General features: G+C 34.8%; 17 protein-coding genes. 10 read left to right on the top strand and 7 right to left on the bottom strand.

Annotation, left to right across the window (positions count from 1 at the left end; translation table 11 throughout):
- Positions 1-94: 94 nt before the first annotated feature.
- Together rlmF and dld are read left to right on the top strand one after the other, a co-directional pair.
- Positions 95-1,090, top strand: a complete 996-nt coding sequence (gene rlmF, locus A9G43_RS06145; protein WP_065607514.1) for a 23S rRNA (adenine(1618)-N(6))-methyltransferase RlmF — start codon at positions 95-97, stop codon at positions 1,088-1,090.
- 152 nt (positions 1,091-1,242) lie between these two features.
- A complete protein-coding gene (gene dld, locus A9G43_RS06140) occupies positions 1,243-2,940 on the top strand; it encodes a D-lactate dehydrogenase (RefSeq protein WP_065607512.1) in 1,698 nt (565 codons plus the stop codon).
- A gap of 106 nt (positions 2,941-3,046) precedes the next feature.
- Here dld and mutS read toward each other — a convergent pair whose 3' ends face one another.
- Positions 3,047-5,605: a DNA mismatch repair protein MutS gene (mutS, locus tag A9G43_RS06135; RefSeq protein WP_065607510.1), complete on the bottom strand. Its 2,559-nt coding sequence runs from the start codon at positions 5,603-5,605 to the stop codon at positions 3,047-3,049.
- 888 nt (positions 5,606-6,493) lie between these two features.
- On the opposite strand from mutS, the gene A9G43_RS06130 reads away from it, so the two are divergent.
- Positions 6,494-7,702, top strand: coding sequence for an MFS transporter (locus A9G43_RS06130; protein ID WP_065607507.1), 1,209 nt, complete (start codon positions 6,494-6,496; stop codon positions 7,700-7,702).
- A gap of 103 nt (positions 7,703-7,805) precedes the next feature.
- On the opposite strand, the gene surE is transcribed toward A9G43_RS06130, so the two are convergent.
- Positions 7,806-8,585: a 5'/3'-nucleotidase SurE gene (gene surE / locus A9G43_RS06125; protein ID WP_065607505.1), complete on the bottom strand. Its 780-nt coding sequence runs from the start codon at positions 8,583-8,585 to the stop codon at positions 7,806-7,808.
- Positions 8,586-8,594: 9 nt separating this feature from the next.
- Positions 8,595-9,452, bottom strand: a complete 858-nt coding sequence (ypfJ, locus tag A9G43_RS06120) for a KPN_02809 family neutral zinc metallopeptidase (RefSeq protein ID WP_065607503.1) — start codon at positions 9,450-9,452, stop codon at positions 8,595-8,597.
- 211 nt (positions 9,453-9,663) lie between these two features.
- On the opposite strand from ypfJ, the gene A9G43_RS06115 reads away from it, so the two are divergent.
- Positions 9,664-10,545, top strand: a complete 882-nt coding sequence (locus tag A9G43_RS06115) for a DMT family transporter (protein WP_065607500.1) — start codon at positions 9,664-9,666, stop codon at positions 10,543-10,545.
- A gap of 346 nt (positions 10,546-10,891) precedes the next feature.
- The gene (proP, locus tag A9G43_RS06110) at positions 10,892-12,397 is read left to right on the top strand and encodes a glycine betaine/L-proline transporter ProP (protein WP_065559897.1); all 1,506 of its coding nucleotides are present in this window, start codon (positions 10,892-10,894) and stop codon (positions 12,395-12,397) included.
- A 128-nt stretch (positions 12,398-12,525) separates the two neighbouring features.
- On the opposite strand, the gene A9G43_RS06105 is transcribed toward proP, so the two are convergent.
- Complete coding sequence (locus A9G43_RS06105) at positions 12,526-13,053, bottom strand: DUF4865 family protein (protein WP_065607498.1); 528 nt, start codon at positions 13,051-13,053, stop codon at positions 12,526-12,528.
- 107 nt (positions 13,054-13,160) lie between these two features.
- Here A9G43_RS06105 and A9G43_RS06100 point away from each other — a divergent pair, with 107 nt between their 5' ends.
- On the top strand, positions 13,161-13,898 hold the full coding sequence (locus tag A9G43_RS06100) for a LysR family transcriptional regulator (protein ID WP_065607496.1): 738 nt from the start codon (positions 13,161-13,163) through the stop codon (positions 13,896-13,898).
- A 17-nt stretch (positions 13,899-13,915) separates the two neighbouring features.
- Here A9G43_RS06100 and A9G43_RS06095 read toward each other — a convergent pair whose 3' ends face one another.
- Positions 13,916-14,782: a helix-turn-helix domain-containing protein gene (locus tag A9G43_RS06095; protein ID WP_065607494.1), complete on the bottom strand. Its 867-nt coding sequence runs from the start codon at positions 14,780-14,782 to the stop codon at positions 13,916-13,918.
- A gap of 296 nt (positions 14,783-15,078) precedes the next feature.
- Between A9G43_RS06095 and fsa the strand changes: the two genes are divergently transcribed.
- From fsa to A9G43_RS06080, 3 genes are all read left to right on the top strand, one after another.
- Positions 15,079-15,741, top strand: a complete 663-nt coding sequence (fsa, locus tag A9G43_RS06090; protein WP_065607493.1) for a fructose-6-phosphate aldolase — start codon at positions 15,079-15,081, stop codon at positions 15,739-15,741.
- A gap of 150 nt (positions 15,742-15,891) precedes the next feature.
- On the top strand, positions 15,892-16,698 hold the full coding sequence (locus A9G43_RS06085; protein ID WP_065607491.1) for a siderophore-interacting protein: 807 nt from the start codon (positions 15,892-15,894) through the stop codon (positions 16,696-16,698).
- 15 nt (positions 16,699-16,713) lie between these two features.
- Positions 16,714-17,286, top strand: a complete 573-nt coding sequence (locus A9G43_RS06080) for an acyl carrier protein phosphodiesterase (RefSeq protein ID WP_065607489.1) — start codon at positions 16,714-16,716, stop codon at positions 17,284-17,286.
- Positions 17,287-17,362: 76 nt separating this feature from the next.
- Here the strand turns inward: A9G43_RS06080 and A9G43_RS06075 are convergent, their stop codons facing one another.
- The gene (locus tag A9G43_RS06075; RefSeq protein WP_065607487.1) at positions 17,363-19,543 is read right to left on the bottom strand and encodes a 3-hydroxybutyrate oligomer hydrolase family protein; all 2,181 of its coding nucleotides are present in this window, start codon (positions 19,541-19,543) and stop codon (positions 17,363-17,365) included.
- A 123-nt stretch (positions 19,544-19,666) separates the two neighbouring features.
- Positions 19,667-20,569, bottom strand: a complete 903-nt coding sequence (ilvY, locus tag A9G43_RS06070) for an HTH-type transcriptional activator IlvY (protein ID WP_065607485.1) — start codon at positions 20,567-20,569, stop codon at positions 19,667-19,669.
- A 202-nt stretch (positions 20,570-20,771) separates the two neighbouring features.
- On the opposite strand from ilvY, the gene prfC reads away from it, so the two are divergent.
- Positions 20,772-22,364: a peptide chain release factor 3 gene (gene prfC, locus A9G43_RS06065; protein WP_065607483.1), complete on the top strand. Its 1,593-nt coding sequence runs from the start codon at positions 20,772-20,774 to the stop codon at positions 22,362-22,364.
- The last annotated feature ends 142 nt before the right edge of the window (positions 22,365-22,506 follow it).

Here is a 22,506-nt window from a genome sequence, read left to right as displayed (position 1 = left end):
CGTAGTCATTTTGATTAATTGATTTGTTCGGTTTTCGCATATTGCTGTTAAGTCGTTATAATAGCGGTTATTTGATTTTGGATAAAATAGGACAATTGTGCAAAAGCCATTAAAAAAGCCTCAATTACATTGCAGAAACAAACACCAGAATGGTTATAATTTTGCAACGCTCATTAAAATACTTCCTGAGCTGTCTCGATATGTAAATCAGAATTGCTATGGCAATTTATCGATCGATTTTGCCGATCCTATGGCTGTTAAACAGTTAAATAAAGCCTTGTTATTTAATGATTATCAAATAAATTATTGGGATATTCCAGATGGTTATTTATGTCCGCCCATTCCTGGTCGAGCTGATTATATTCACTATTTGGCTGATTTATTAGCTCAAGACAACCAAAATAGCATTCCAACAGGTAAACAAATTCGGGTTTTAGATATCGGCGTTGGGGCTAATGTGATTTACCCTATTATTGGTTGTGCCGAATATGGTTGGTCATTTGTAGGGAGTGATATTAATCCAGTTGCGATCAAAGTTGCTTTGCTAATTACACAAGCCAATACGTTATTAAAAAATACTTTGCAGTGTCGATTACAAAAAGACAGTGGATCGATTTTTAAGCATATTATTAAGCCCAATGAATTTTATGCTTTAACCCTGTGCAATCCGCCTTTTCATGCTTCAGCAGCAGATGCGTTGGCAAGTACGCAAACCAAATTGAAGAAGTTAGGTAAATTAATAAATTCCACTCAAAAAACTGTGCTTAATTTTGGTGGACAACATGCCGAGCTTTGGTGTCAAGGAGGTGAAAGTACTTTTATTAGTAATATGATTAATGAAAGTACTCAATATAAAACTCAATGCCTGTGGTTTACTTCATTAGTTTCAAAAAAAGAGACCTTGTCGGTAATTAACAAAAAATTAAAGCAAGCTGCTGTTGTTGAAAGCCGTATTATTCCCATGGCGCAAGGGCAAAAAGCGAGCAGGTTTATAGCATGGACTTTTTTTAATCAAACTGAACGTAACAACTTTTGTCAAAAAATAACAAAAAACAAATTGTTAAACATTATAAATAAATTACCTTTATAGACCTTTTTGTTGTAAAAGGTCGTTTAAGTGTGTTTTGTTCATCTGCAATAAAAATTCCGATAGCTTATTGTTTTGCTTTTGGTTAAGATGGTGATTATTTAATCGCCGCTATTAACCCATCTCAATTTTCAATAACCATAGGAAATACCGATATGAAAAGTAATCAAACAGCTAAGCTCATTGAGCAGCTACAAGGTATTGTTGGACATAAATATACTTTAACCAATCCAGCACGCACATTACCTTATCGTCAAGGTATTCGCTTTGGTGAAGGTGATGCATTAGCAGTTGTTTTGCCGGGAACGTTAGTTGAACAGTGGCAGGTGTTAAAGGCGTGTGTTGAAGCGGATGTGATTGTTATCACACAATCCGCAAATACTGGTTTAACTGGTGGTTCAACGCCTGATGGTAATGACTATGATCGTCCTGTTGTTATTGTTAGCACTCGTCGCTTGGATGGAATCAAAGTGATAGAAAATGGTGAACAAGTTGTCTGCTTACCGGGTAGTACACTTTTTCGTCTAGAAAAGGAATTAAAAAAATATCATCGAGGTCCACATTCGGTTATAGGTTCATCTTGCATTGGCGCTTCTGTGATGGGTGGGGTATGTAATAATTCGGGTGGAGCACTGATTCAGCGTGGGCCTGCTTATACTCAAATGGCGGTGTTTGCTCAATTAGATGCGCAAGGGCAATTGCGTTTAGTTAATCATTTAGGTATAGAATTGGGTGATGAACCAGAAACAATTTTACAGAATCTTCAAAATCATACTTATACTGATAAGGATATTAAACCTGATGCTGGTTTAGGTCATGATCATCATTATTGTGAGCATGTTCGTGAAGTAGATGCCAATACGCCTGCTAGATTTAATGCTGATCCTGCTCGTCATTATGAAGCATCAGGTAGTGCTGGTAGATTAATGGTATTTGCTGTGCGCCTTGATACATTTCCGTTAGAGAAAAAATCAGCCGTATTTTATATTGGTACAAATGATATTAATGAATTAAATGGTATTCGTCGCCACATTTTAAGCCAATTTAAAACCTTGCCTGTATCGGGCGAGTATATACACCGTGTGGCTTTTGATATTGCCGCGGTTTATGGGAAACCGACCTTTTTAGCCATTAAAAAGTTAGGTACAGATATGATGCCACGCATGTTTGTGTTTAAGAACTTTGTTGATCGTGTTACCGCTAAAATTCCATTTTTTCCAAAGAATTTTTCGGATCGGTTTTCTATCTTTGCTTGCAAATTTTTGCCAAATCATTTACCAAAATTAATGCGTGATTATCGTGATCGTTATGAACATCACCTTATTTTAAAAATGGCAGATGATGGGATTGCAGAAGCCGAGGCTTTTTTAAAAGACTATTTTCAAAATAAAAATGGTAATTATTTTTTATGTAACGAAAAAGAAGCCGAAGCCGCAATGTTACACCGTTTTGCAGCTGCGGGTGCTGCAACGGCTTATCGTAATGTACATAGCAAAACAGTGGAAAACATTGTTGCATTAGATATCGCACTACGACGTAATGATACCGATTGGTTTGAAACGCTGCCAGAAAACATTGATCAAAACTTTATTTATAAAATGTATTATGGGCATTTTTTCTGTTATGTATTTCATCAAGATTATATAGCTAAAAAAGGGGTGGATTGTGATAAAGTTAAGGAAAAGATTTTAGCATTGCTTGATCAGCGTGGTGCGCAATATCCAGCCGAGCACAATGTGGGGCATTTGTATCATGCCAATGAGGATTTGAAAAAATTCTATCAAGAGCTTGATCCTACAAACAGTCTTAATCCGGGCATAGGTAAAACATCTAAGAAGAAAAATTGGGCTTAATTTTTTAAATTCTAGATGCTATTAATAATTAAAACCAACCGCTAGAAATCACATCTAGCGGTTTTTCAGAATAATATCACAATAGAACAATTAGTGGTTATTTAAATCACACCAACTTTTTTAATTGATATAAAATTTCTAATGCTTGTTTTGGTGTTAGAGCATCAGGATCAATCTGTTTTAACGCTTCTTCAACTTCCGAAGGTTCAGGTTCGTTGATAAAAGAAAGTTGAGATTGAGCAACGCCGCTGTTAGCCGTTTGTTTTGAAATAATCTCGAGCTCTTTCAATTTTTGTTTAGCTCGCTTTAATACTACCTTAGGCACACCGGCAAGTCCAGCAACAGCAATACCAAAACTTTTACTCGCTGCGCCTTCAGATACTTCGTGGATAAAAGCAACGGTGTTATCGTGTTCAATGGCATCAAAGTGGATATTATAAACACCTTGCATATGTTCGGGTAATTGGGTTAATTCAAAGTAATGAGTGGCAAAAAGCGTCATTGATTTGATTTCATTTGCTAAATTTTCGGCACAAGCCCAAGCTAATGAAAGCCCATCATATGTTGAAGTTCCTCGACCAATTTCATCCATTAATACTAAACTTTGTTGAGTTGCATTGTGCATAATGTTAGCCGTTTCGGTCATTTCGACCATAAAAGTGGAGCGACCAGATGCCAAATCATCAGAAGCGCCAATACGTGTAAAAATGCGATCAACAGGTCCAATGACTGCTTTTGATGCAGGGACAAAGCTACCAATATAAGACAGTAATACAATTAAAGCAGTTTGACGCATATAAGTACTTTTACCGCCCATGTTTGGGCCCGTAATAATTAACATACGTCTGCTTGGTAATAATGAGAGCGAGTTTGCAATAAATGGTGTTTGTAAAACTTGCTCAATCACCACATGTCGGCCATCTTTAATTTCTATTCCTGAGTCGGTTGATAGTGTTGGTTTTTGATAGTTAAGGGTTAGTGCTCGTTCCGCCAAGTTGGTAAGCACATCAAGTTCGGCAATGGCTTCAGCACTGATTTGCATAGTGGCTAGATCTGGCATTAATAGATCAAATAGCTGTTCGTAAAGTTGCTTTTCGAGTGCTAATGCTCGTCCTTTGGAAGTTAGCACTTTATCTTCGTACTCTTTAAGTTCGGGGATGATATATCGCTCAACATTTTTCAGTGTTTGACGACGAGTATAATGAATTGGTGCCAAATGGCTTTGCCCACGGCTGATTTGGATATAGTAGCCATGCACAGCATTAAATCCAACTTTTAATGTATCAATGCCAAGTGTTTCACGTTCTCGGATTTCTAACTGTTCTAAATAATTGGTTGCACCATCCGCTAAACTTCGTAGTTCGTCTAGTTCTGCATTATATCCAGTAGCAATAACCCCACCATCACGAATAATTACCGGCGGTGTTTCAACAATAGCCTGATTTAATATTTCGGCTATACGGTCAAATTGGTTTATTTTTTTACGCAAGTTAATTAACGCTGGTGAAGTAAGACCACTTAGTAGTGTTTGTAATTGTGGTAATAAATTATAAGCATCACGTAAACGAGCAAAATCACGAGGTCGAGCCGTATGTAATGCAAGTCTTGCCAAAATACGTTCCAAATCACCAATTTGTTTTAATAATAGATTAACTTCATCAATATAATTTTGTAATTCGCCAATAGCTTGTTGTCGATTTTGTAATATAGTTAAATTACGAATTGGTGAATGCAACCAACGTTTAAGCATACGGCTACCCATTGGTGTTTGAGTTTTATCAAGTATTTCAGCTACAGTATTTTGAGTTCCACCAGATAGGTTTTCGGTGATTTCAAGATTACGACGTGTTGCGGCATCTAACACGACAAAATCATAAGCCGACTGTTTGATAATTGAACGTATATGAGGTAGAGTTGTGCGTTGGCTATCTTTAACATATTGTAACAAACAGCCAGCTGCACAAAGTGCATAATTACACTCTTCCACACCAAATCCAATTAAATCATTAGTGCCAAATTGTAGATTAAGCTGTTGTTTTGCTGTTTCAAGATCAAAGTCCCATTGTGGACGACGGCGCAATCCAGAGTTATTTTCAATTAATGGCATGGATTGAAATTCTTCTGGATATAGCAATTCGACAGGACTTGTACGTTGTAATTCGGCTTGCATTTCCTCGAAATTGTCACATTCAAAAATATAAAATCGTCCTGAACTGATATCGAGTGTGGCATAGCCGTAATAATTTCTATATTGCCAAATTGATGCCAGTAAATTATCTTTGCGATCTTCTAATAATAGCTCATCACTTACTGTACCAGGAGTTACAATACGGACAATTTTTCGTTCTACTGGTCCTTTACTAGTAGCTGGATCGCCAATCTGTTCACAAATAGCAACTGATTCACCTAGTGCGATTAATTTTGCTAAATAACTTTCAACCGCATGATAAGGCACGCCAGCCATAGGAATCGGTTCACCATTTGACGAACCACGCTTTGTGAGCGAAATATCTAAAAGTTGCGAGGCACGCTTGGCATCATCATAAAACATTTCATAAAAATCACCCATGCGATAAAACAATAAAATATCAGGGTTTTCAGCTTTAAGTTTTAAATACTGCTGCATCATTGGTGTGTGGCTGGCAAAATTGTCTTTATTAGTCATGTTGGTTTTTCTTTTTTTTATCCTTCAACGTAATAAGTAAATTCATTAGTCTAACAAAGAACCATTAAAATGCATAAATTCGTACTGGTTCTTATTTTTAGTTTAATCATAAATTATGATAAATGTAAGTTGTATAATGTAATCATTTATATAATAATTTTATTATAACTGATTATTGGTTTATTACAGAGGGCTATTTGGGGCTTAATGTAAAATGGATATGCTTGCATTTAATTAAAGAATTGGACTCATTACGAGCCCATTATTCTAAATTATGTACTTTTTTATGTGGTTTGGTTATTTAACAATATTGAATATAAAAAAATTGTTATCTTCATATTGCCACATGATTTTTTATATCATTTTTGTACTAATAACCAGATATTTACAATTCAATTCTTTTTTATGATTAGTTAAGATTTTTAAATTAATAAAATGGGCAAAAGTAATCAATGGATCGTTATTATCCATTTTATTCATTAAATTATCAAAGGTATTTCGCTTTTTTTCCTAATCTATTGGTCAATGATTGTAGTACAAGCAATTTTTTTTACTTGTTTGTGTAATTATACAAATAGTTTCTCTCATTCTCCTTTTCCTTTGTTCTTACCTTTTTTTACTGTTTTTGATTCATTGGCACAGCTTAGATTAGAATTTAATTATTATGTAAATTAGTTTAATTATAATCGATTTTATTCAACATTAAATTATCAGTCACCGATTGAATACAAAAGAAGTCGATGACCTTATATTTTTGGTACTAAAAAGTGTGAACACACCAGTTTAAAAATGAGCAGATACACAAATTTATTTACAGAGTCGAATTTTGTTACGTTTATGCCAATTTTAAGTATATAATTGGTATAAATTCCTCTACTATGTATTGTTATGACTAAAGTATCTTCGTTTCGCCAAAAGCAAAGCACTATTTTTGTCGCATTTCTAGTCACAACTTTTATTGTTGGTATTGCTGGTGCTTTACAATCTCCTACTTTAAGTCGATTTTTAACTTTTGAAGTTAATGTTAATTCACGGCTAGTTGGACTTTTTTTTTCTGTTAATGCTTTAGCCAGTATTGTGGGTAGCTTTCTATTAGCTAAATATTCCGATAAAAAGGGCGATAGGCGTTATATTGTTATATTTTGCTGTTTAATGGGCATTGCTAATAGCATTACTTTTGCGTTTACACGTCACTATTTGCTGTTAATCACGCTGGGTGTTTTGTTTGCTGCGTTATCGTCTGCTGCTATGCCACAAATTTTTGCTTTAGCACGCGAATATGCCGTTAAAACTGGACGTAATGTTGTGGCATTTAATTCACTTATTCGAGCTCAACTTTCGCTTGCTTGGGTATTTGGCCCACCAATTTCTTTTGGCTTAGCTATTAATTTTGGTTTTACGGCAATGTATTTAACGGGCATGTGCATGTTTATGGTCGCGATGCTGTTTGTTGCTATTTTTTTACCTTCGGTTGAAAAAAATCCCACCTCACAACTAAATAACGAAGCAGAGTTACAAGCAGCAAATCAACCACTTTGGAAGAATAGAAATGTGCTTTGTTTATTGCTATCTACGGTATTTATGTGGACAGCAAATATGATGTATATTATTGATATGCCAATTTATGTTGATGTTGTATTACATTTTTCAGATTCATTGCCGGGTGTATTGATGGGGCTTGCTGCTGGTATCGAAATTCCAGTTATGCTTATTGCTGGATATTTAGTACCCCATTTAGGTAAACGAAATCTATTTTTTATTGCAATCGTTTGTGGTTTGATTTTTTATCTTGGTATGATTTTTTGTACTGGTAAATATGCCTTATTAGCATTACAGCTCTTTAATGCTCTATTTATTGGTATTGTAGCTAACATTGGTATTATCTATTTTCAGGATTTATTGCCTACCCGAATGGGAGTGGCTTCTACTTTATTTAATAATGGTATTATTTTCAGCATAATTATAGCTGGAATGTTGCAAGGATTTGTATCAGAAGCCTATGGACATGAGGTTATCTATTGGATTGCGTTAGTAATGGTTGCGATATCATTGTTATTCTGTACGTTGGTGAAAGATGTAAAAACTAACGTGGGCTGAAAGTAGATGAATAGTTAGATAATTAATAACAAAATCAATAGTAAATAAATAATTAAGTGTAACTTTTCTTCTTAATAGTTAGGAAGACAAATTACTGAAACAATTAAAGATTAGATGTGTTTAACAGTTTTTCATAAAAGGCATAATCGGTCCTTTCATAACCCAATGGCGTAATGGCAATAAAGTTGGCATTAGCGGCATCAAGTTCTTTATTGTCATCAAGTATTTGTAAATTGCGTTTTGCTCTAAACCAAAAGTAATCATTGCCTTCGGGATCTTGTGTTGGTATCACCATAAAACGACTTACATCGCTATCGCCTTGTTTTGTTATTTTCAAACCTTTAATTTGTTGTGCTGTACATGCAGGAAAATTAACGTTAAAACAAATATTTTGCGCAGATGGTAACGAAAGTAATTTAGCAATAACTGTTTGAGCGTGATGTTTAGCACAACTCCAGTCAGTTGGCTGGTTATCTTCACTGGTTAATTGACTCAATGCAATTGCAGGAATGCCCAAAGTCATAGCCATCATTGCCGCACCAACCGTGCCAGATAACACTGTTTCAAATCCCACATTTGAACCATTATTAATTCCAGATAGTACTAGATCGGGTAGGTTGTTAGCCATCAAATATTTAATTGCAAATAGTGAGCAATCGGCAGGTGTGCCATAAACGGCAAATTCTTGTTTTCCACGTTGAACAACTCTAAATGGCGTTTTTAAGCTCACTGAACAAGATACTCCACTTTGATCTATGGCTGGTGCAACTACCCAAACCTCGTGAGCTATCTTTTTTGCAACTTCTTGCAATAGTTTAATACCTGGTGCATCAAAGCCATCATCATTGACTAGTAAAACGCGATTAACTAACTTTTTTAACATATTATTTCCTTATTGAGCAAATGTATTACATTCGTTTATTGCACCGTTATCAAACCCACGTTTAAACCAAGTATAACGTTGTTTAGATGTACCATGGGTAAAACTATCAGGTACAACATAACCTTCACTTTGTTGTTGCAAGCGATCATCACCAATGGCTTTTGCGGTGTTTAAAGCTTGTTCAATATCACCTTCATCCAGCCGATTTTGCTGTTGCATTGCATTGCCCCACATGCCAGCAAAACAATCGGCTTGGAGTTCTAATTTAACCGACAGTTGGTTATTTGTGATTGTGGACTGACCTTTTTTTAATTGTTCAACGTGGCTAAATGTGCCTAGCAAATTTTGGACATGATGACCAACTTCATGCGCAATTACATAACCTTGAGCAAAGTCGCCACCACCACCGAGTCGCTGTTTCATCTCTTGATAGAAAGACATATCTAGATAGACAGTTTTGTCAATACTACAATAAAATGGTCCCATAAAGGTTTGACCAGTGCCACAAGATGTTCTTGTAGAGCCGTTATAAAGTACTAGCTTAGGGGGAGTATAGGTTTTACCTAAACGTTGAAATTCTTGATGCCAATAATCTTCAGTACTTGCTAAAATGATAGACGTAAATTTGACGGCATCTTCATCATCAATTGAATATTGATTAGTATTTTGTTCGGTACTGTTCGTATCAATTAGTGTTGAATCTAGCAAGCCAGTTAAATCAACACCATAATAGCCAGCAATTAACACTACAATAAATAAAACAACCTTACCTTTACCACCAATTGGAAGTCTTGTTCCTATTTCACTTCCTGATTGTGAGCGACGATCTTCAATGTTATCGCTCTCTCGTTGGTCTCTCCAGCGCATAGGAATTACCTTGTCAGTTTTAGTTTAATTATTTTAATGGATAACAAATAAGTATTCTAGATTAAGTTATTAGCGTTATTATAAATTGAACAAATTAACCATATAAAAATAGGTAAAGTATTTGTTTGTAAATTTGGTTATTTCTTGCTTTTTTTAGGTATATAATAGAATTCATACCATTATATCTTCATACTAATATTTGGGTATTGTTATGCCATATTTATTGCTTACTTTGGCGGCTTGTTTTTGGGGGGGTAATTACGTTGTTGGGCGTGTTTTAGTTACTCAAGCCGATCCTATGGTAATATCCGAAGGTCGTTGGGTTATTACTGCGCTGTTATTATTGTGTTTATATCAACGTCAAGTTCGTAATGACTTATCCAAAATTAGAAAATCAATTGGTCCCATTTGTTTGTTAGCCATTTTTGGGCAGATTTTGTTTCCATTAACACTTTATGTTGGATTGCAATATACTTCATCGCTTAATGCATCAATTTACCTTTCTGCAACACCATGTATGGTGTTGGTTATGAATAAATTGTTATTTAATGATACGATTTCAAAAAATAATATTTTAGGCGTGCTATTTAGTACAATTGGCGTGATTTATTTGATTTTACAAGGAAATCTAACCAATTTAAGTGAGTTGAGTAATATTAATAAAGGGGATTTATGGGCAATGGCATCAGCAATGAGCTGGGCTTGTTATAGCGCATTTATACGGTTAAAAGATAAATCTATATCTGGCAATGCTTTTGTGACTGTTAGTGCCGTGTTAGGTTCGGTCATGTTACTTCCTGTTGCGTTAGTGTATTTTTATTTTTACCCAGTTTCCAACCTAGCACATTATACCTCAACAAGTTTTTTGCTTGGCTTATTATATATTGCTATTTTTGCGTCTTGGTTATCTTATTTATTTTGGAATAAAGGTATTATGGATATTGGCGCAACACGTGGGCAAATCTATACTCATATTATCCCTTTGTCAGCAGGAATTTTTAGTATTCTATTTTTACATACGCCAGTTGCGTATTTTCATATTGTGTCGATAGTACTAATAGTTATTGGGATCTATTTTTGTTCACGGAAATAGTTAATAATGCAAACAATCGTTTTTAAAATAGCTTTAGTTTTAACTTAAAAATCAAGAAAATTTTACAAAATGAGGTTATTTTGCTATAATTAGCACTCAATTTTCACAAAAAGGAATTGTTTTGTTGTTATTTAGTAGAAATTAAAACAAACAATAAAACATTAGTTTTTGCTTTTTTATTATCCTCTTTTTTATCTTTGCTGTATTTTGCTTCAATTTTAATTAACTGATAAACACTTTTTCAAAGTGTAATCTAAAAAGTATTGTTCTTTGTGTATTAAAAGGTAACCGTTTACCTTGTTGCATCATTCCTTTTTATTATTTGTATGTAAACAGGCGGTATTTTATGAAAAAAATAAGACAGTCCCAAAATAAACCATTAAACATCAACGATATTACTATAATTGATGATAGCAAGTTAAAAAAAGCCATTACCGCAGCAGCACTTGGTAATGCGATGGAGTGGTTTGATTTTGGTGTATATGGCTTTTTAGCCTATGTTTTAGGGCAAGTATTTTTCCCTGATGCATCCCCTAGTGTGCAAATGGTTGCTGCACTCGCCACGTTTTCCGTACCATTTTTAGTTCGGCCGTTAGGCGGTTTAGTGTTTGGGATCCTTGGTGATAAATTTGGACGCCAAAAAGTATTATCAATAACCATCATTATTATGTCGTTAAGCACTTTTTGTATTGGTTTAATTCCTTCTTATGCCTCGATTGGTATTGCTGCACCAATATTATTATTGCTAGCTAAATTTGCGCAAGGATTTTCAATAGGGGGTGAATATTCTGGTGCGGCTATATTTGTTGCCGAATATTCGCCAGATCGCAAACGTGGTTTTATGGGGAGTTGGTTAGATTTTGGTTCGATTGCTGGTTTTTTAGTTGGAGCAGGTTTAGTCGTGCTTTTATCTAGTATTCTTGGCAAAGTTGCATTTCATGATTGGGGCTGGAGAATTCCATTTTTATTCGCTTTACCGCTAGGACTAATTGGGCTTTACTTACGTCATGCACTAGATGAAACACCTGCATTTCAACAGCATACCGATTTGATGGATCAAAATGTTCGCGATCATATTACTAATCAACCTAAAATGACTTTCAAACAGATTATTATCAAATATTGGAAAAGCCTATTAGTCTGTGTAGGGTTAGTGATTGTTACTAATGTGACTTATTATATGTTGCTTACCTATATGCCTAGTTATTTATCTCATAACTTAAATTACGATACAGATCATGGCGTACTAATTATTATTGCTATCATGATAGGTATGTTATTTGTTCAACCATTAATTGGTTTTATTAGCGATAAAATAGGTCGCAGACCGTTCATTATTGGGGGAAGCTTAGGTTTATTAATTCTTGCTTATCCGTCATTTGTTATGATCAATAGTGATATTATAGGTCTTATCTTTTTAGGATTATTGATTTTAGCTGTATTACTTAACTGTTTTACTGGTGTTATGGCCTCAATTTTACCGGCTATCTTTCCGACTAGTATTCGTTACAGTGCTCTAGCTATATCATTTAATATCTCGGTATTAGTTGCTGGTGCTACTCCAACAGTGGCGGCTTGGTTGGTTGAAGAAAGTAATAATTTATACATGCCAGCTTATTATTTAATGGTTGTGGCATTAGTGGGTTTACTTACAGGCATAAAAATGAAAGAAACCGCAAACCGTCCACTCCGCGGCGCAACGCCTGCAGCATCAGACAGGTCAGAGGCAAAAGAAATATTATCAGATCACTTTGACTCAATAGAACAAAGAGTCGAAGATATAGAACAGCAGATCGAAACATTGCAACAACAGCGTCAGAATTTAGTCGATCAGCATCCTAAGTTAGATTGATTTTTTTGATATCGATTGATTACGGACATTTTTAAAATGTAGGATTTTATGATCATTGATATTATGTCCAAGTAAGGAGGGGGGATCACCCTCCCTTTTTTATCGTTACTCAACGTCTATTTTGAAAATTAGTTATCTAATGAAAGATGTAAAACTTGATATAAATTTTGATTGGTTTTAGTTGGTTTATCTTTGAAAAAAGTAAATATAGCATAAGCCCATCTGTCAGGATTATAAATTACTACTTGACCAGTATAATATTGATATTTAGGAATTCTAAAATCAAAATTTTTTAACTGTGCTTGAGCAGGAATAATGAAATTTTCTTCTAACATGTATCTGCTTTGAGCAAAATTATCACTTAATTTAATTTTAGTCGTCATACCAATATTGATATTTTGCCAACCGAATGACCCAATGATATTGTCAAAGTAACCGTCAAAAATGAACATATTCATACCTTCTGTCTGTTTCCAAATATAAAGTGGACAATAGCTATTGCCTATATTGCTATTATCTTTTTCAGAAATTAGGTAAGCCTTGAATAAAAGATCAGTAAAATGATCAGTTTTATATCCATTATCTTTAATTCGATTTTTGATGATATTCATATCATAGTCGGTGGGTAAATTAATTTTATATTGCATAGCTTGCATGTTTTATTTCCTTTGAAGGTTTTGCTTAGTTTAAAAACTTAATTGAGGTTTGAATAATTCTAATTTATGATTGGGGTATCAAAAAAAGTGATAGGTCGCCGTGCAATATGAATTTTAAGGGATTACAAATTTTTAAAACGATTTATGAACTTAACAGCCTTAATAAAGCAGCTAAGATTTTGGGCTATACGCAATCAAATTTAACGGCTCACTTAAAAAAGATAGAGCATGAGTTGCAAGCACCGTTATTTATTCGAGGTTTTGATGGTGTTAAACCAACCCCAAAAGGGCAACAGTTTTATCATTTTACTTTGCAAACTTTGGAGCAATTTTCTCAACTTAAGCACTCCTTTAAATCTAAACGTAAAACCTTATTAATCTCGGAACTATTATTTCAATTAATTGTTATAGAAAATGCAAAATATCACATTGAATCAACAGAAATAGTTATTAAACGAACGGATGACATATTTAATGAAATTAATCAGCATTGCTATGATGAAGTCATTACTTTTAATCAATTAAATCATCAAGATTATTGTTTAATAGTGAATCAGCAGTTACCTGTTGCTTTTTTGCAAAGTCAATCAGTTTTAGAGAATGATCATCTACCAATATTGATTAATAATGATGAGCATTGTCCACTGCGAACTAAAACGTTAGCTTGCGGTTATCCACCTGAAAAAATGATTACGGTGGACTCGTTAAGTCAATTATTAAATCTTGTTGAAAAAGGGCAAGGTATAGCACTTTTGCCAATCTTTTTAATAAAAGATAAATTCAAAACGATCAATAATAATCGTGACTTTATTCAATTTTATTTTTATCAACATTCTTCGGTTTAATCCCGATAATAATCATATTATTTTTGTAATAATTTACTGTGGTACTGACGTCGATATTCAGTGGGTGTTCGCTCTGTCTTTTTTTTTAAAATCCGACAAAAATAATTACTATCTTTAAACCCCGATGCTAGAGCAATTTCTTTTATATTTAGATCATAATCCTTTAGTAGCGATTTTGCATATTCTAAGCGAATATGATTTAGATATTCATTTAACCCTCTTTTTCCCTCGCTTTGAAATAGATGTGATAAGTAATTGGGTGAAATGTAAAACATATTAGCTAAAAAGTCGCGTGTAATATCTTCACGAAAGTGAGTATCAATATATTGGCGAATAATTTCATATAGGCAAGTAGTTTTGGATGATGTTTTGATATTGATATTTAACAAATCGAGCGTGTTGCTAAGTAAACTGTGAATAAGATAGTAAGCAGTTTTATTTTGTTTACATGATTGGTTTTGCCAGATAAGTTCGGTCAGAGCTTGAATAATAAATGTACCAACCCGCGGGCCTCGTCTTGGTGTGTTAATTTGCCCAAGCGGAATTAGTTGTGTGCCATCCCAATGCAATAGGCTTATACCAATTTGTTGTTTACCAAACAATATGTTTAATGAAGTAACAGGGCTTGTCCAAATGGGTTTGTTCCAGCTTTGAGCGGAAATATATAAAAGATCATTAGTTGATAATATTTTTTCAATAACTTTGCCATTACTATCTGCCCATAGCATCTGTTGCTTTCCTTCTAATATAATTTCAATTCTAGGAAAGTTGACTTGGTAGGCAAGTAAAGAAGGACAAGTATTACTATTGGCAAAATAGATATGATTGATTGACTCTGGGTTATTGACTAGTTTAGCTAGTTTTTCATTAATGATTTTTGTCATAAATTAAGTTAATGATAAATCAAGTGTGTACTATCGTTTAGATTATATACGCATATGGAAAAGATGAAAATAAGTATAAATTTTTCTTTTATTTAATAAGTTAATGTTAATTTTTCATTGTGTGATCTAAGTCTCAATTTCTTATTTAGCGTACAAAAATCCAGTAAATGACAAAATTGTCTTCTAGGCGGTTGGATCAGTTTTTTTTACTATAGCTGTAACGCAAAATTTGTAATACAAAGAGCGTTATATGTATACGTTAATAGATATTTGTTGGTTTTAGCTAGGAGTTAACTATGGAATTATATTTAGATACCGCCGATCTTGTCGCCATTAAACGTTTAGCCAGGGTGTTACCTATTAGTGGGGTTACCACTAATCCAAGCATTGTAGCAAAATCGGGCAAGCCAATTTTTTCATTATTAGATGAATTACAGGGAGTATTGGGTTCAGATAAATTACTATTTGCTCAGGTACTTTCAAGTAATGCTGATGAAATGATAAAAGAAGCTTATCAGCTTAGAAAAGCAGTATCATCGATTGTGACTAAAATTCCTGTTAATGCTCAAGGATTGATTGCAATTAAAGAATTAACCCAGCAAGGAATTCCAACTTTGGGAACGGCTGTCTATGGTGCAGGGCAGGGATTTTTAGCTGCATTAGCAGGGGCTAAATATATTGCACCTTATGTTAATCGCATTGATGCTCAAGGCGGAAATAGTAAAGATACAGTACTGGAATTACAAAAATTGTTAGATTTGCACTGTCCACAATCGCTGGTATTAGCCGCAAGCTTTAGAACACCAAGGCAAGCGTTAGACTGTATACTTGCTGGTTGTAAGTCTATTACGTTGCCAGTAGATGTGGCTGAGCTATTTATTTCTGATCCAGCTGTTGATGCGGCGATTACTAAGTTTGATCAAGACTGGTGTAATGCTTTTGGTAAGTTATCGTTTTAAATTTATTTTTTTATTTGATTTTTTCTAAACTTGTTTCATCGCTTTTGGGTTAAACAAGTTTATCTATTTTTTCAATTATAAAAATAGCATTATTCTAATATATTTTGTTGTATGATGATGCCATTTAGCAATAAATATAAGGATCTGCTGATGGATGAAAAAATAGGAAAAATCAAATTCAATAAGAAAGTCATCGTCAATGCGTTATTAACAGTATTGAATATTGAAAAAATATCTCCCAGTTTTATTCGCATACAGTTTAGTAGCGATAAATCAGTGAATATCGATCCATTATGGGTTTGTCCGTATTTAAAATTGCTTTTTCCTGATCTTTCAACCAATGTAATTACTTTCCCTAAACTTGATGATAATAATAAAATCGCTGTTGATGATAAGCAACGTCAGCTAGTCCGTAGTTATAGTGTGCGCGAATTTGAGCGTGCCTCTAATCAATTTTTTGTTGATTTTGCTGTTCATGATACAGGTTTGGCTTCAGTGTGGTCGCAAAAAGCTAAGATTGGTGACCAAATCGGTTTGATTGCGGCAGCCAGCAAGTTGCGATTTACTGATAATTGTTTGGTGTTAATGGGGGATATTTCGGCTGTGCCCGCCATATGTTATACGCTTGAACATCTTCCCCAAAATCAGAAGGCTTTTGCCTTTATACAGGTTAATCATAAAAGTGATATAGTGCCGTTGCCAGATAATAAAAATATTAAGGTGAATTGGTTTATACAAAATAGGAATAATCCCTTTCAATTAGTTGATGCGGTAATTAATGCTGATTTATCAGAGCAAAATAAGCTGTTGTTTTGGGGCGGGATGGAGCGTTCGTTGGCACAATCTGTTCGTCATGCTATTAAAGATAAATATATACATTTGTCGCCTGATGCTTTTCATATTACTAGTTACTGGCGAGAAGGTTTCGCTGAAGGCGAATTTAAACATCGTGAATAATTAACGGTTACTTTTATGAATATTCTTGCTCATTTGCATTTGGCTACGTTAGCACGTAGTTCGTTGATTGGTAATACAGTTGCTGATTTTGTTAAAGGTGATCCTTATTTAATTTATAACTCTAATATTGCCGATGGCATTATGCTGCACCGTAAAATTGATAGATTGACCGATAGCCTGCTTGAAGTTAAGAAAGCTAAGCTGCTGTTTAGAAAATCGCATCAGCGAGTTGCACCCATTACATTAGATATTGTGTGGGATCATTTTTTGTCAAAGCATTGGGCTAATTATGGTTTGTTATCGAGTGTGTCTCAATTTAATCAAGTAACAAAAGCTCATATCCAACCTTATATTGACGTTTATCCGGCAGATTATCAGCATTTTATGAATTCAATGTGGCAAGGGGAGTGGCTCGAAAATTATGCTTCTATTGACTTTGTTGGTAATGTCCTTAGTGGCATGGCAAATAGACGACCAAAATTATATTTGTTAAAAGAAACAATTGTTGATGTTAAGCAGCATTATGCTCAATTAGAGTCGTTATTTTTTTTGTTATATCCCAAAATCTGTTTAATAGTAAAAGCTTAGCTCTAGCTAAGCTGAGTTTTGGTGCTACCAGTTCAAGCCGCTGTGCTTAAACCAGTAGCATTTTGAATATTTGCTGTTAATTAGGCAATATCAGTTTGCCATCCTCTTTTTGGATAATGCTGTTGCTATTTGGCGTTTGGGCTATCGGTTTTAGGTTGTTGTTGGTTATTTGTGGCGCATAACCACTTTTACCTCCACGAGTTTTAGTATGTACAACTTGGCTTACTGGTAGCGTAGCGTTGTTGGTTAAGTTAGCCCATAACCACTCGATGGCATCTTCGCCATAATAATCAATTGGTAGTAATGTGTTGTCAAATGGGGCTCTGCCATCTAAGTAGCTGGCATTTTCTACTTCAATGTATCGCAGTTGTGATTGTTTACCTTCTACCAAGCTGTTTAATGCGACATAAGCGCGCGATGTATAGTTTGGTAATTGTTTAACATTGTTCCGACCATGGACAATAAAGGTTTTTATACCATGTAAGTTACCCGATGCCATAACTTGTTTTATGCCTTCGTTAACTCGTGGTTCTTGTGATTTTTCATAAACACAGATCGACCCTTTGGTGCCATAATCAATAGTATTTTTTGTTTGCGAGCTAGAATAAAATTCACGTCTTGGAGTGTTAAGATCTTCGTTTTCAACTAGATCCAAAACCGTTGCATTACGGCCATTCCAAAGCGGTAAATGACCGTTAGCCATTCCCCATATTTGTTCAAACGAAATTTCTTTTAATGGTGCAACTTTTCCTGTGTTGTTAATTGGGTTTTGCTGGGTGCTTGCTACCGAAAAATTGCACATATTTTCGGTGACACTATATTTGCCATAAGCACTAATATATTGATAAGGTAGACCAATGGATTCAGTGTAGTAAAAATAAGGTAGTTGGATGTCCATTTCTGGTGTCCAACCTTTTTTATGTAGTTTTTCTAGCGCTTCTTTTGGTGTTCCTGTAGTCAGTAACTTTGCTTTTTTAAGGGCGTTACAGCGCTCTTGTGAATAAAGAAAATAATCCGCATAAGGTACATAAGCATCTTCTTTATAAGCTGTTATGGCTGGTATGGCACATGGTATATATAACGCACCATAAGCACTGTAATTAGCAATAGATTTGGCTTCTAACTTTTGCGAGTTGTTGTTGCCGATTTTGAGTTTAATTGAGGCTTTGTCAAGATTTGGTTGAATTTGTGGATTAACTGCAACAATGCCGTTAATTATATTTTGGTCGTCTAATTCTCCAGCTTTTAATGCTGCTCCACCACCATCGCTTGCGCCATAGACCAAAACGAGAGTGTTGTCTTTGTTGAATATAGCTTGGTCATTAGAGGAAAACATACTATTAAGTTCATAAAAGGCAAATTCTATGGATTTTAATACATGTTCCCCCCAGCGAGCTTCGGCATTGAGTTGTGAGTGCAGTTGTTTTGTAGCATAGCGATGGGGATATTTTTTAATATATTTTTCTTTGTTCTTAATCGAAGGAGAGAATAAGATGTTACCGCTTTGTACTTCTCCCCAAACGGTGAACCCAAGTTTGCGTTCAATATCATAAATGCCGTTACCTAGTCCTTTGTCGTTATAAACTACTGCACAGTTGTGACGAAGACCCCATAATCCACGAATTTGTATATCTTTGGCATTTAATATTCCATCCGAATCACTGCTAGGTATGGCAATAATACAGGGTTTATTTTTGTTAAAATCAAGCGGAATTTGTAGTAACATGCCAACACTGTCTTGTTTTTGTATGGCAAATATTTCAGTTCCTGCGATTTTACCGTCAAATAAGGGAGTTAGTTCTTGTTTTCTAAAACCAAATAGTGTTCCTTCGCCAATTTTTGTATCAATATAGCGATTTAGTTTGGCTTGACGACGTTCTTGAAAGTTCGGTTTAGCTAGAATTTCAACCTTAGGCGTGATAATGGTAGTTGATAATGGCGTAAAACCGAGTCCAGCGGTAACAAGATCGTTGCTATCGCCATCATAATAGGTCAATGTACTTCGGACTAGCCACTGTGGTTTTTTTATTGTTTTATCAATCATGGAAGGTGTATTATTGCTAGTCACAATATTAGTATTATTTGTTGTCGCTATCGCGGTTGCCGTTTTGATGTTGGCTTCTATATTATTTTCGATGGTACCAGTGTTTATTTTAGATGTGTTTTTTTTTGTGGTATTGGACTGTGCCGCTAATGGCATGGTAATAGCCGAAAAAAATATCAATGAGACTAAAGTTCTTAATTTTATCTTTTCCATTTTCAATTCCATTGCAATGATATTCTGTTACATAAAAATTTATAAAAACACAGTATTTTATATGTTAATTAATACGTTATACTGCTTTAATTTTTTGCTATATGATTATACACTATATTTTTGTTATTGGTTATTAGGTAAATTGAGATTGCAAATTGTCCAAAAAGCGGCAATGATTTTTTCAGATAATCTTCTTTTTTGTACACAGATGCCAACATCAAAAGGCTCCATTAAGGTTGTTGACCATTCGGTTATGCGCTCTCTTATTCGTTCTGGGCTATTATCCATTACAACTTTAGGTAATAAGGCTACTCCACAACCTAAAGCTACCATTGATACAATGGCTTCATGTCCTGCGACTGTAGCATAAATTTTGGGATTAAAGATTTTTCTTTGCTTAAACCATAAATCAATACGGTGGCGACTAGGGCCATGTTTAGGCAATATAAAGGGAATATTGTGCCAGTCAGGCTGTTTTTGATGTAATTTATCGCTAAATGTGCTATTAAGTTTAGGAATCAGCAAGACCATTTCAATTTCGCCAAATTTTAAAAACTCAATACCTGTAGGGAGCTGCTTTGGTTTGCCTGCTATAGCTAAATCGGCTTCATTTGCTTGTATTTTTTTTACGGCGTCAGCTGCATCACCCGTTGATAGTTTGATTTCAATCAGTGGATAGTGCATTCTAAAGCGATCAAGTATTTCTGGTAAATGGCTATATGCAGCGGTGACTGAACAAAAGAGAGCAAGTTCACCAACAACCAGTTGGTTTGATTGATCTAAATCATGTTTTAGCTGTTGGTACATATTTATTATTTGTTGAGCAAAACGTTTAACTTTTTCACCTTCCGAAGTGATTTTCACTTGCCTGTTGTCGCGAATAAATAGCGGATGACCAAAATGTTCTTCAAGTCGTTGGATCTGTCTTGATAAGGTTGATGGACTAACATGCATAGCATTTGCCGTTATACCAAAGTGACAGGTTTTGCATAAATGTAAGTATAATTTTAAATCACGAATGTTCATAGTAAATTCCGGTTTTATACTTAAACACATACTTTCCTGAAACTTTTTTACAAGAAGCAGCAAATTGTGCATTGCTTATTACAATAGATATTATGCATAGATAAATAAATAAGGCAACTAACGTTGCATATAACATCAATAGCAAAGCAGACAGATATCTGCTAAAATATGTGATTATTTTTGTGTGAGTTAAAACAGTTTTATGACAGAACAAGCTTATTTAGACGAAGTTAATGCACGTCGCACTTTTGCAATTATTTCTCACCCCGATGCTGGTAAAACAACCATTACCGAAAAAGTATTGTTATTTGGTCATGCAATTCAAACAGCTGGTACAGTTAAAGGCCGTGGCGCTAATGCCCAGCATGCTAAGTCAGACTGGATGGAAATGGAAAAGCAGCGTGGTATTTCAATTACTACATCTGTGATGCAGTTTCCTTATAATGATTGCTTAGTTAATTTATTAGACACTCCTGGGCACGAGGATTTTTCTGAAGATACTTACCGTACGTTAACAGCGGTTGATAGTTGTTTGATGGTGATTGATGCAGCAAAAGGGGTTGAAGATCGTACACGTAAATTGATGGAAGTGACACGATTACGCAATACACCAATTTTAACCTTTATGAATAAGTTAGACCGTGATATTCGCGATCCTATGGAACTGCTTGATGAGGTTGAAAACGAGTTAAATATTATGTGCGCCCCTATTACTTGGCCGATTGGTTGTGGCAAGTTATTTAAAGGTGTTTACCATTTAGCTAAAGACGAAACTTACCTTTACCAATCAGGGCAAGGTCATACAATACAAGATGTCCGAATTATTAAAGGGTTAACTAACCCTGATTTGGATTTAGCGGTGGGTGATGATTTAGCACAGCAACTGCGTGAAGAACTTGAATTAGTGCAAGGAGCATCAAACGAATTTGATTTAGATGCTTTCTTGTCAGGCGATTTAACACCAGTCTTTTTTGGTACGGCATTGGGTAATTTTGGCGTTGATCATATGCTTGATGGTTTAACTGCTTGGGCACCAACTCCTCAACCTCGTCAAACTGATAAGCGTGAAGTTGAATCATCAGAAGAAAAATTCAGTGGCTTTGTTTTTAAAATTCAAGCCAATATGGATCCTAAACATCGTGACCGCGTTGCATTTATGCGCATTGTATCGGGTAAATATGAAAAGGGCATGAAGTTACGACATGTACGTATTGCTAAAGATATCAATATTTCTGACGCCTTAACGTTTATGGCAGGTGATCGTGAACAGGTTGAAGAAGCCTATGCTGGTGATATCATTGGTTTACATAATCATGGCACCATTCAAATTGGTGATACCTTTACACAAGGTGAAGATCTAAAATTTACAGGCATTCCTAACTTTGCACCAGAACTGTTTCGTCGAATTCGTCTTAAAGATCCACTTAAACAAAAGCAGTTATTAAAGGGGTTAGTTCAATTGTCCGAAGAGGGTGCTGTACAAGTGTTTCGCCCATTAACCAATAATGACTTAATTGTGGGTGCTGTAGGGGTTTTACAGTTTGATGTGGTGGTTGCTCGATTAAAATCAGAGTATAACGTTGAAGCCATTTATGAGCCAGTTAATGTGACAACAGCGCGTTGGGTTGAGTGCTCAGATGTGAAAAAACTGGAAGAGTTTAAACGTAAATGCGAACAGAATTTGGCATTAGATGGTGGTGATAACCTTTCTTATATTGCGCCAAGCATGGTTAATTTAAATTTAACTCAAGAAAGATATCCTGATATTGAGTTTAGAAAAACTCGAGAACATTAATTGTATTCATCACAAAATAGCGGAATCTATCATTATGTTTAAGCATTTTGATACATCCGCTTCTTTCTTTTTAACCGTATTTTTTTGATGATAAAGTCAAGCGAGTGAATATTATGGATTTGAAAAATAAAAAAATAGTCAA

This window comes from Gilliamella sp. Occ3-1, assembly GCF_001690655.1.
Taxonomy (GTDB): Bacteria; Pseudomonadota; Gammaproteobacteria; order Enterobacterales; family Orbaceae; genus Gilliamella; species Gilliamella apicola_P.
Note: the sequence above shows the minus strand (reverse complement) of the source record. Positions and strands in the feature narration are given on the sequence as shown.

Bases quoted from the DNA above. Each gene is read 5' to 3' on its own strand.
- dld (WP_065607512.1), top strand. From the start codon at position 1,243: ATGAAAAGTAATCAAACAGCTAAGCTCATTGAGCAGCTACAAGGTATT.
- mutS (WP_065607510.1), bottom strand. From the start codon at position 5,605: ATGACTAATAAAGACAATTTTGCCAGCCACACACCAATGATGCAGCAG.
- A9G43_RS06130 (WP_065607507.1), top strand. From the start codon at position 6,494: ATGACTAAAGTATCTTCGTTTCGCCAAAAGCAAAGCACTATTTTTGTC.
- surE (WP_065607505.1), bottom strand. From the start codon at position 8,585: ATGTTAAAAAAGTTAGTTAATCGCGTTTTACTAGTCAATGATGATGGC.
- ypfJ (WP_065607503.1), bottom strand. From the start codon at position 9,452: ATGCGCTGGAGAGACCAACGAGAGAGCGATAACATTGAAGATCGTCGC.
- A9G43_RS06115 (WP_065607500.1), top strand. From the start codon at position 9,664: ATGCCATATTTATTGCTTACTTTGGCGGCTTGTTTTTGGGGGGGTAAT.
- proP (WP_065559897.1), top strand. From the start codon at position 10,892: ATGAAAAAAATAAGACAGTCCCAAAATAAACCATTAAACATCAACGAT.
- A9G43_RS06105 (WP_065607498.1), bottom strand. From the start codon at position 13,053: ATGCAAGCTATGCAATATAAAATTAATTTACCCACCGACTATGATATG.
- A9G43_RS06100 (WP_065607496.1), top strand. From the start codon at position 13,161: ATGAATTTTAAGGGATTACAAATTTTTAAAACGATTTATGAACTTAAC.
- A9G43_RS06095 (WP_065607494.1), bottom strand. From the start codon at position 14,782: ATGACAAAAATCATTAATGAAAAACTAGCTAAACTAGTCAATAACCCA.
- fsa (WP_065607493.1), top strand. From the start codon at position 15,079: ATGGAATTATATTTAGATACCGCCGATCTTGTCGCCATTAAACGTTTA.
- A9G43_RS06085 (WP_065607491.1), top strand. From the start codon at position 15,892: ATGGATGAAAAAATAGGAAAAATCAAATTCAATAAGAAAGTCATCGTC.
- A9G43_RS06080 (WP_065607489.1), top strand. From the start codon at position 16,714: ATGAATATTCTTGCTCATTTGCATTTGGCTACGTTAGCACGTAGTTCG.
- A9G43_RS06075 (WP_065607487.1), bottom strand. From the start codon at position 19,543: ATGGAAAAGATAAAATTAAGAACTTTAGTCTCATTGATATTTTTTTCG.
- ilvY (WP_065607485.1), bottom strand. From the start codon at position 20,569: ATGAACATTCGTGATTTAAAATTATACTTACATTTATGCAAAACCTGT.
- prfC (WP_065607483.1), top strand. From the start codon at position 20,772: ATGACAGAACAAGCTTATTTAGACGAAGTTAATGCACGTCGCACTTTT.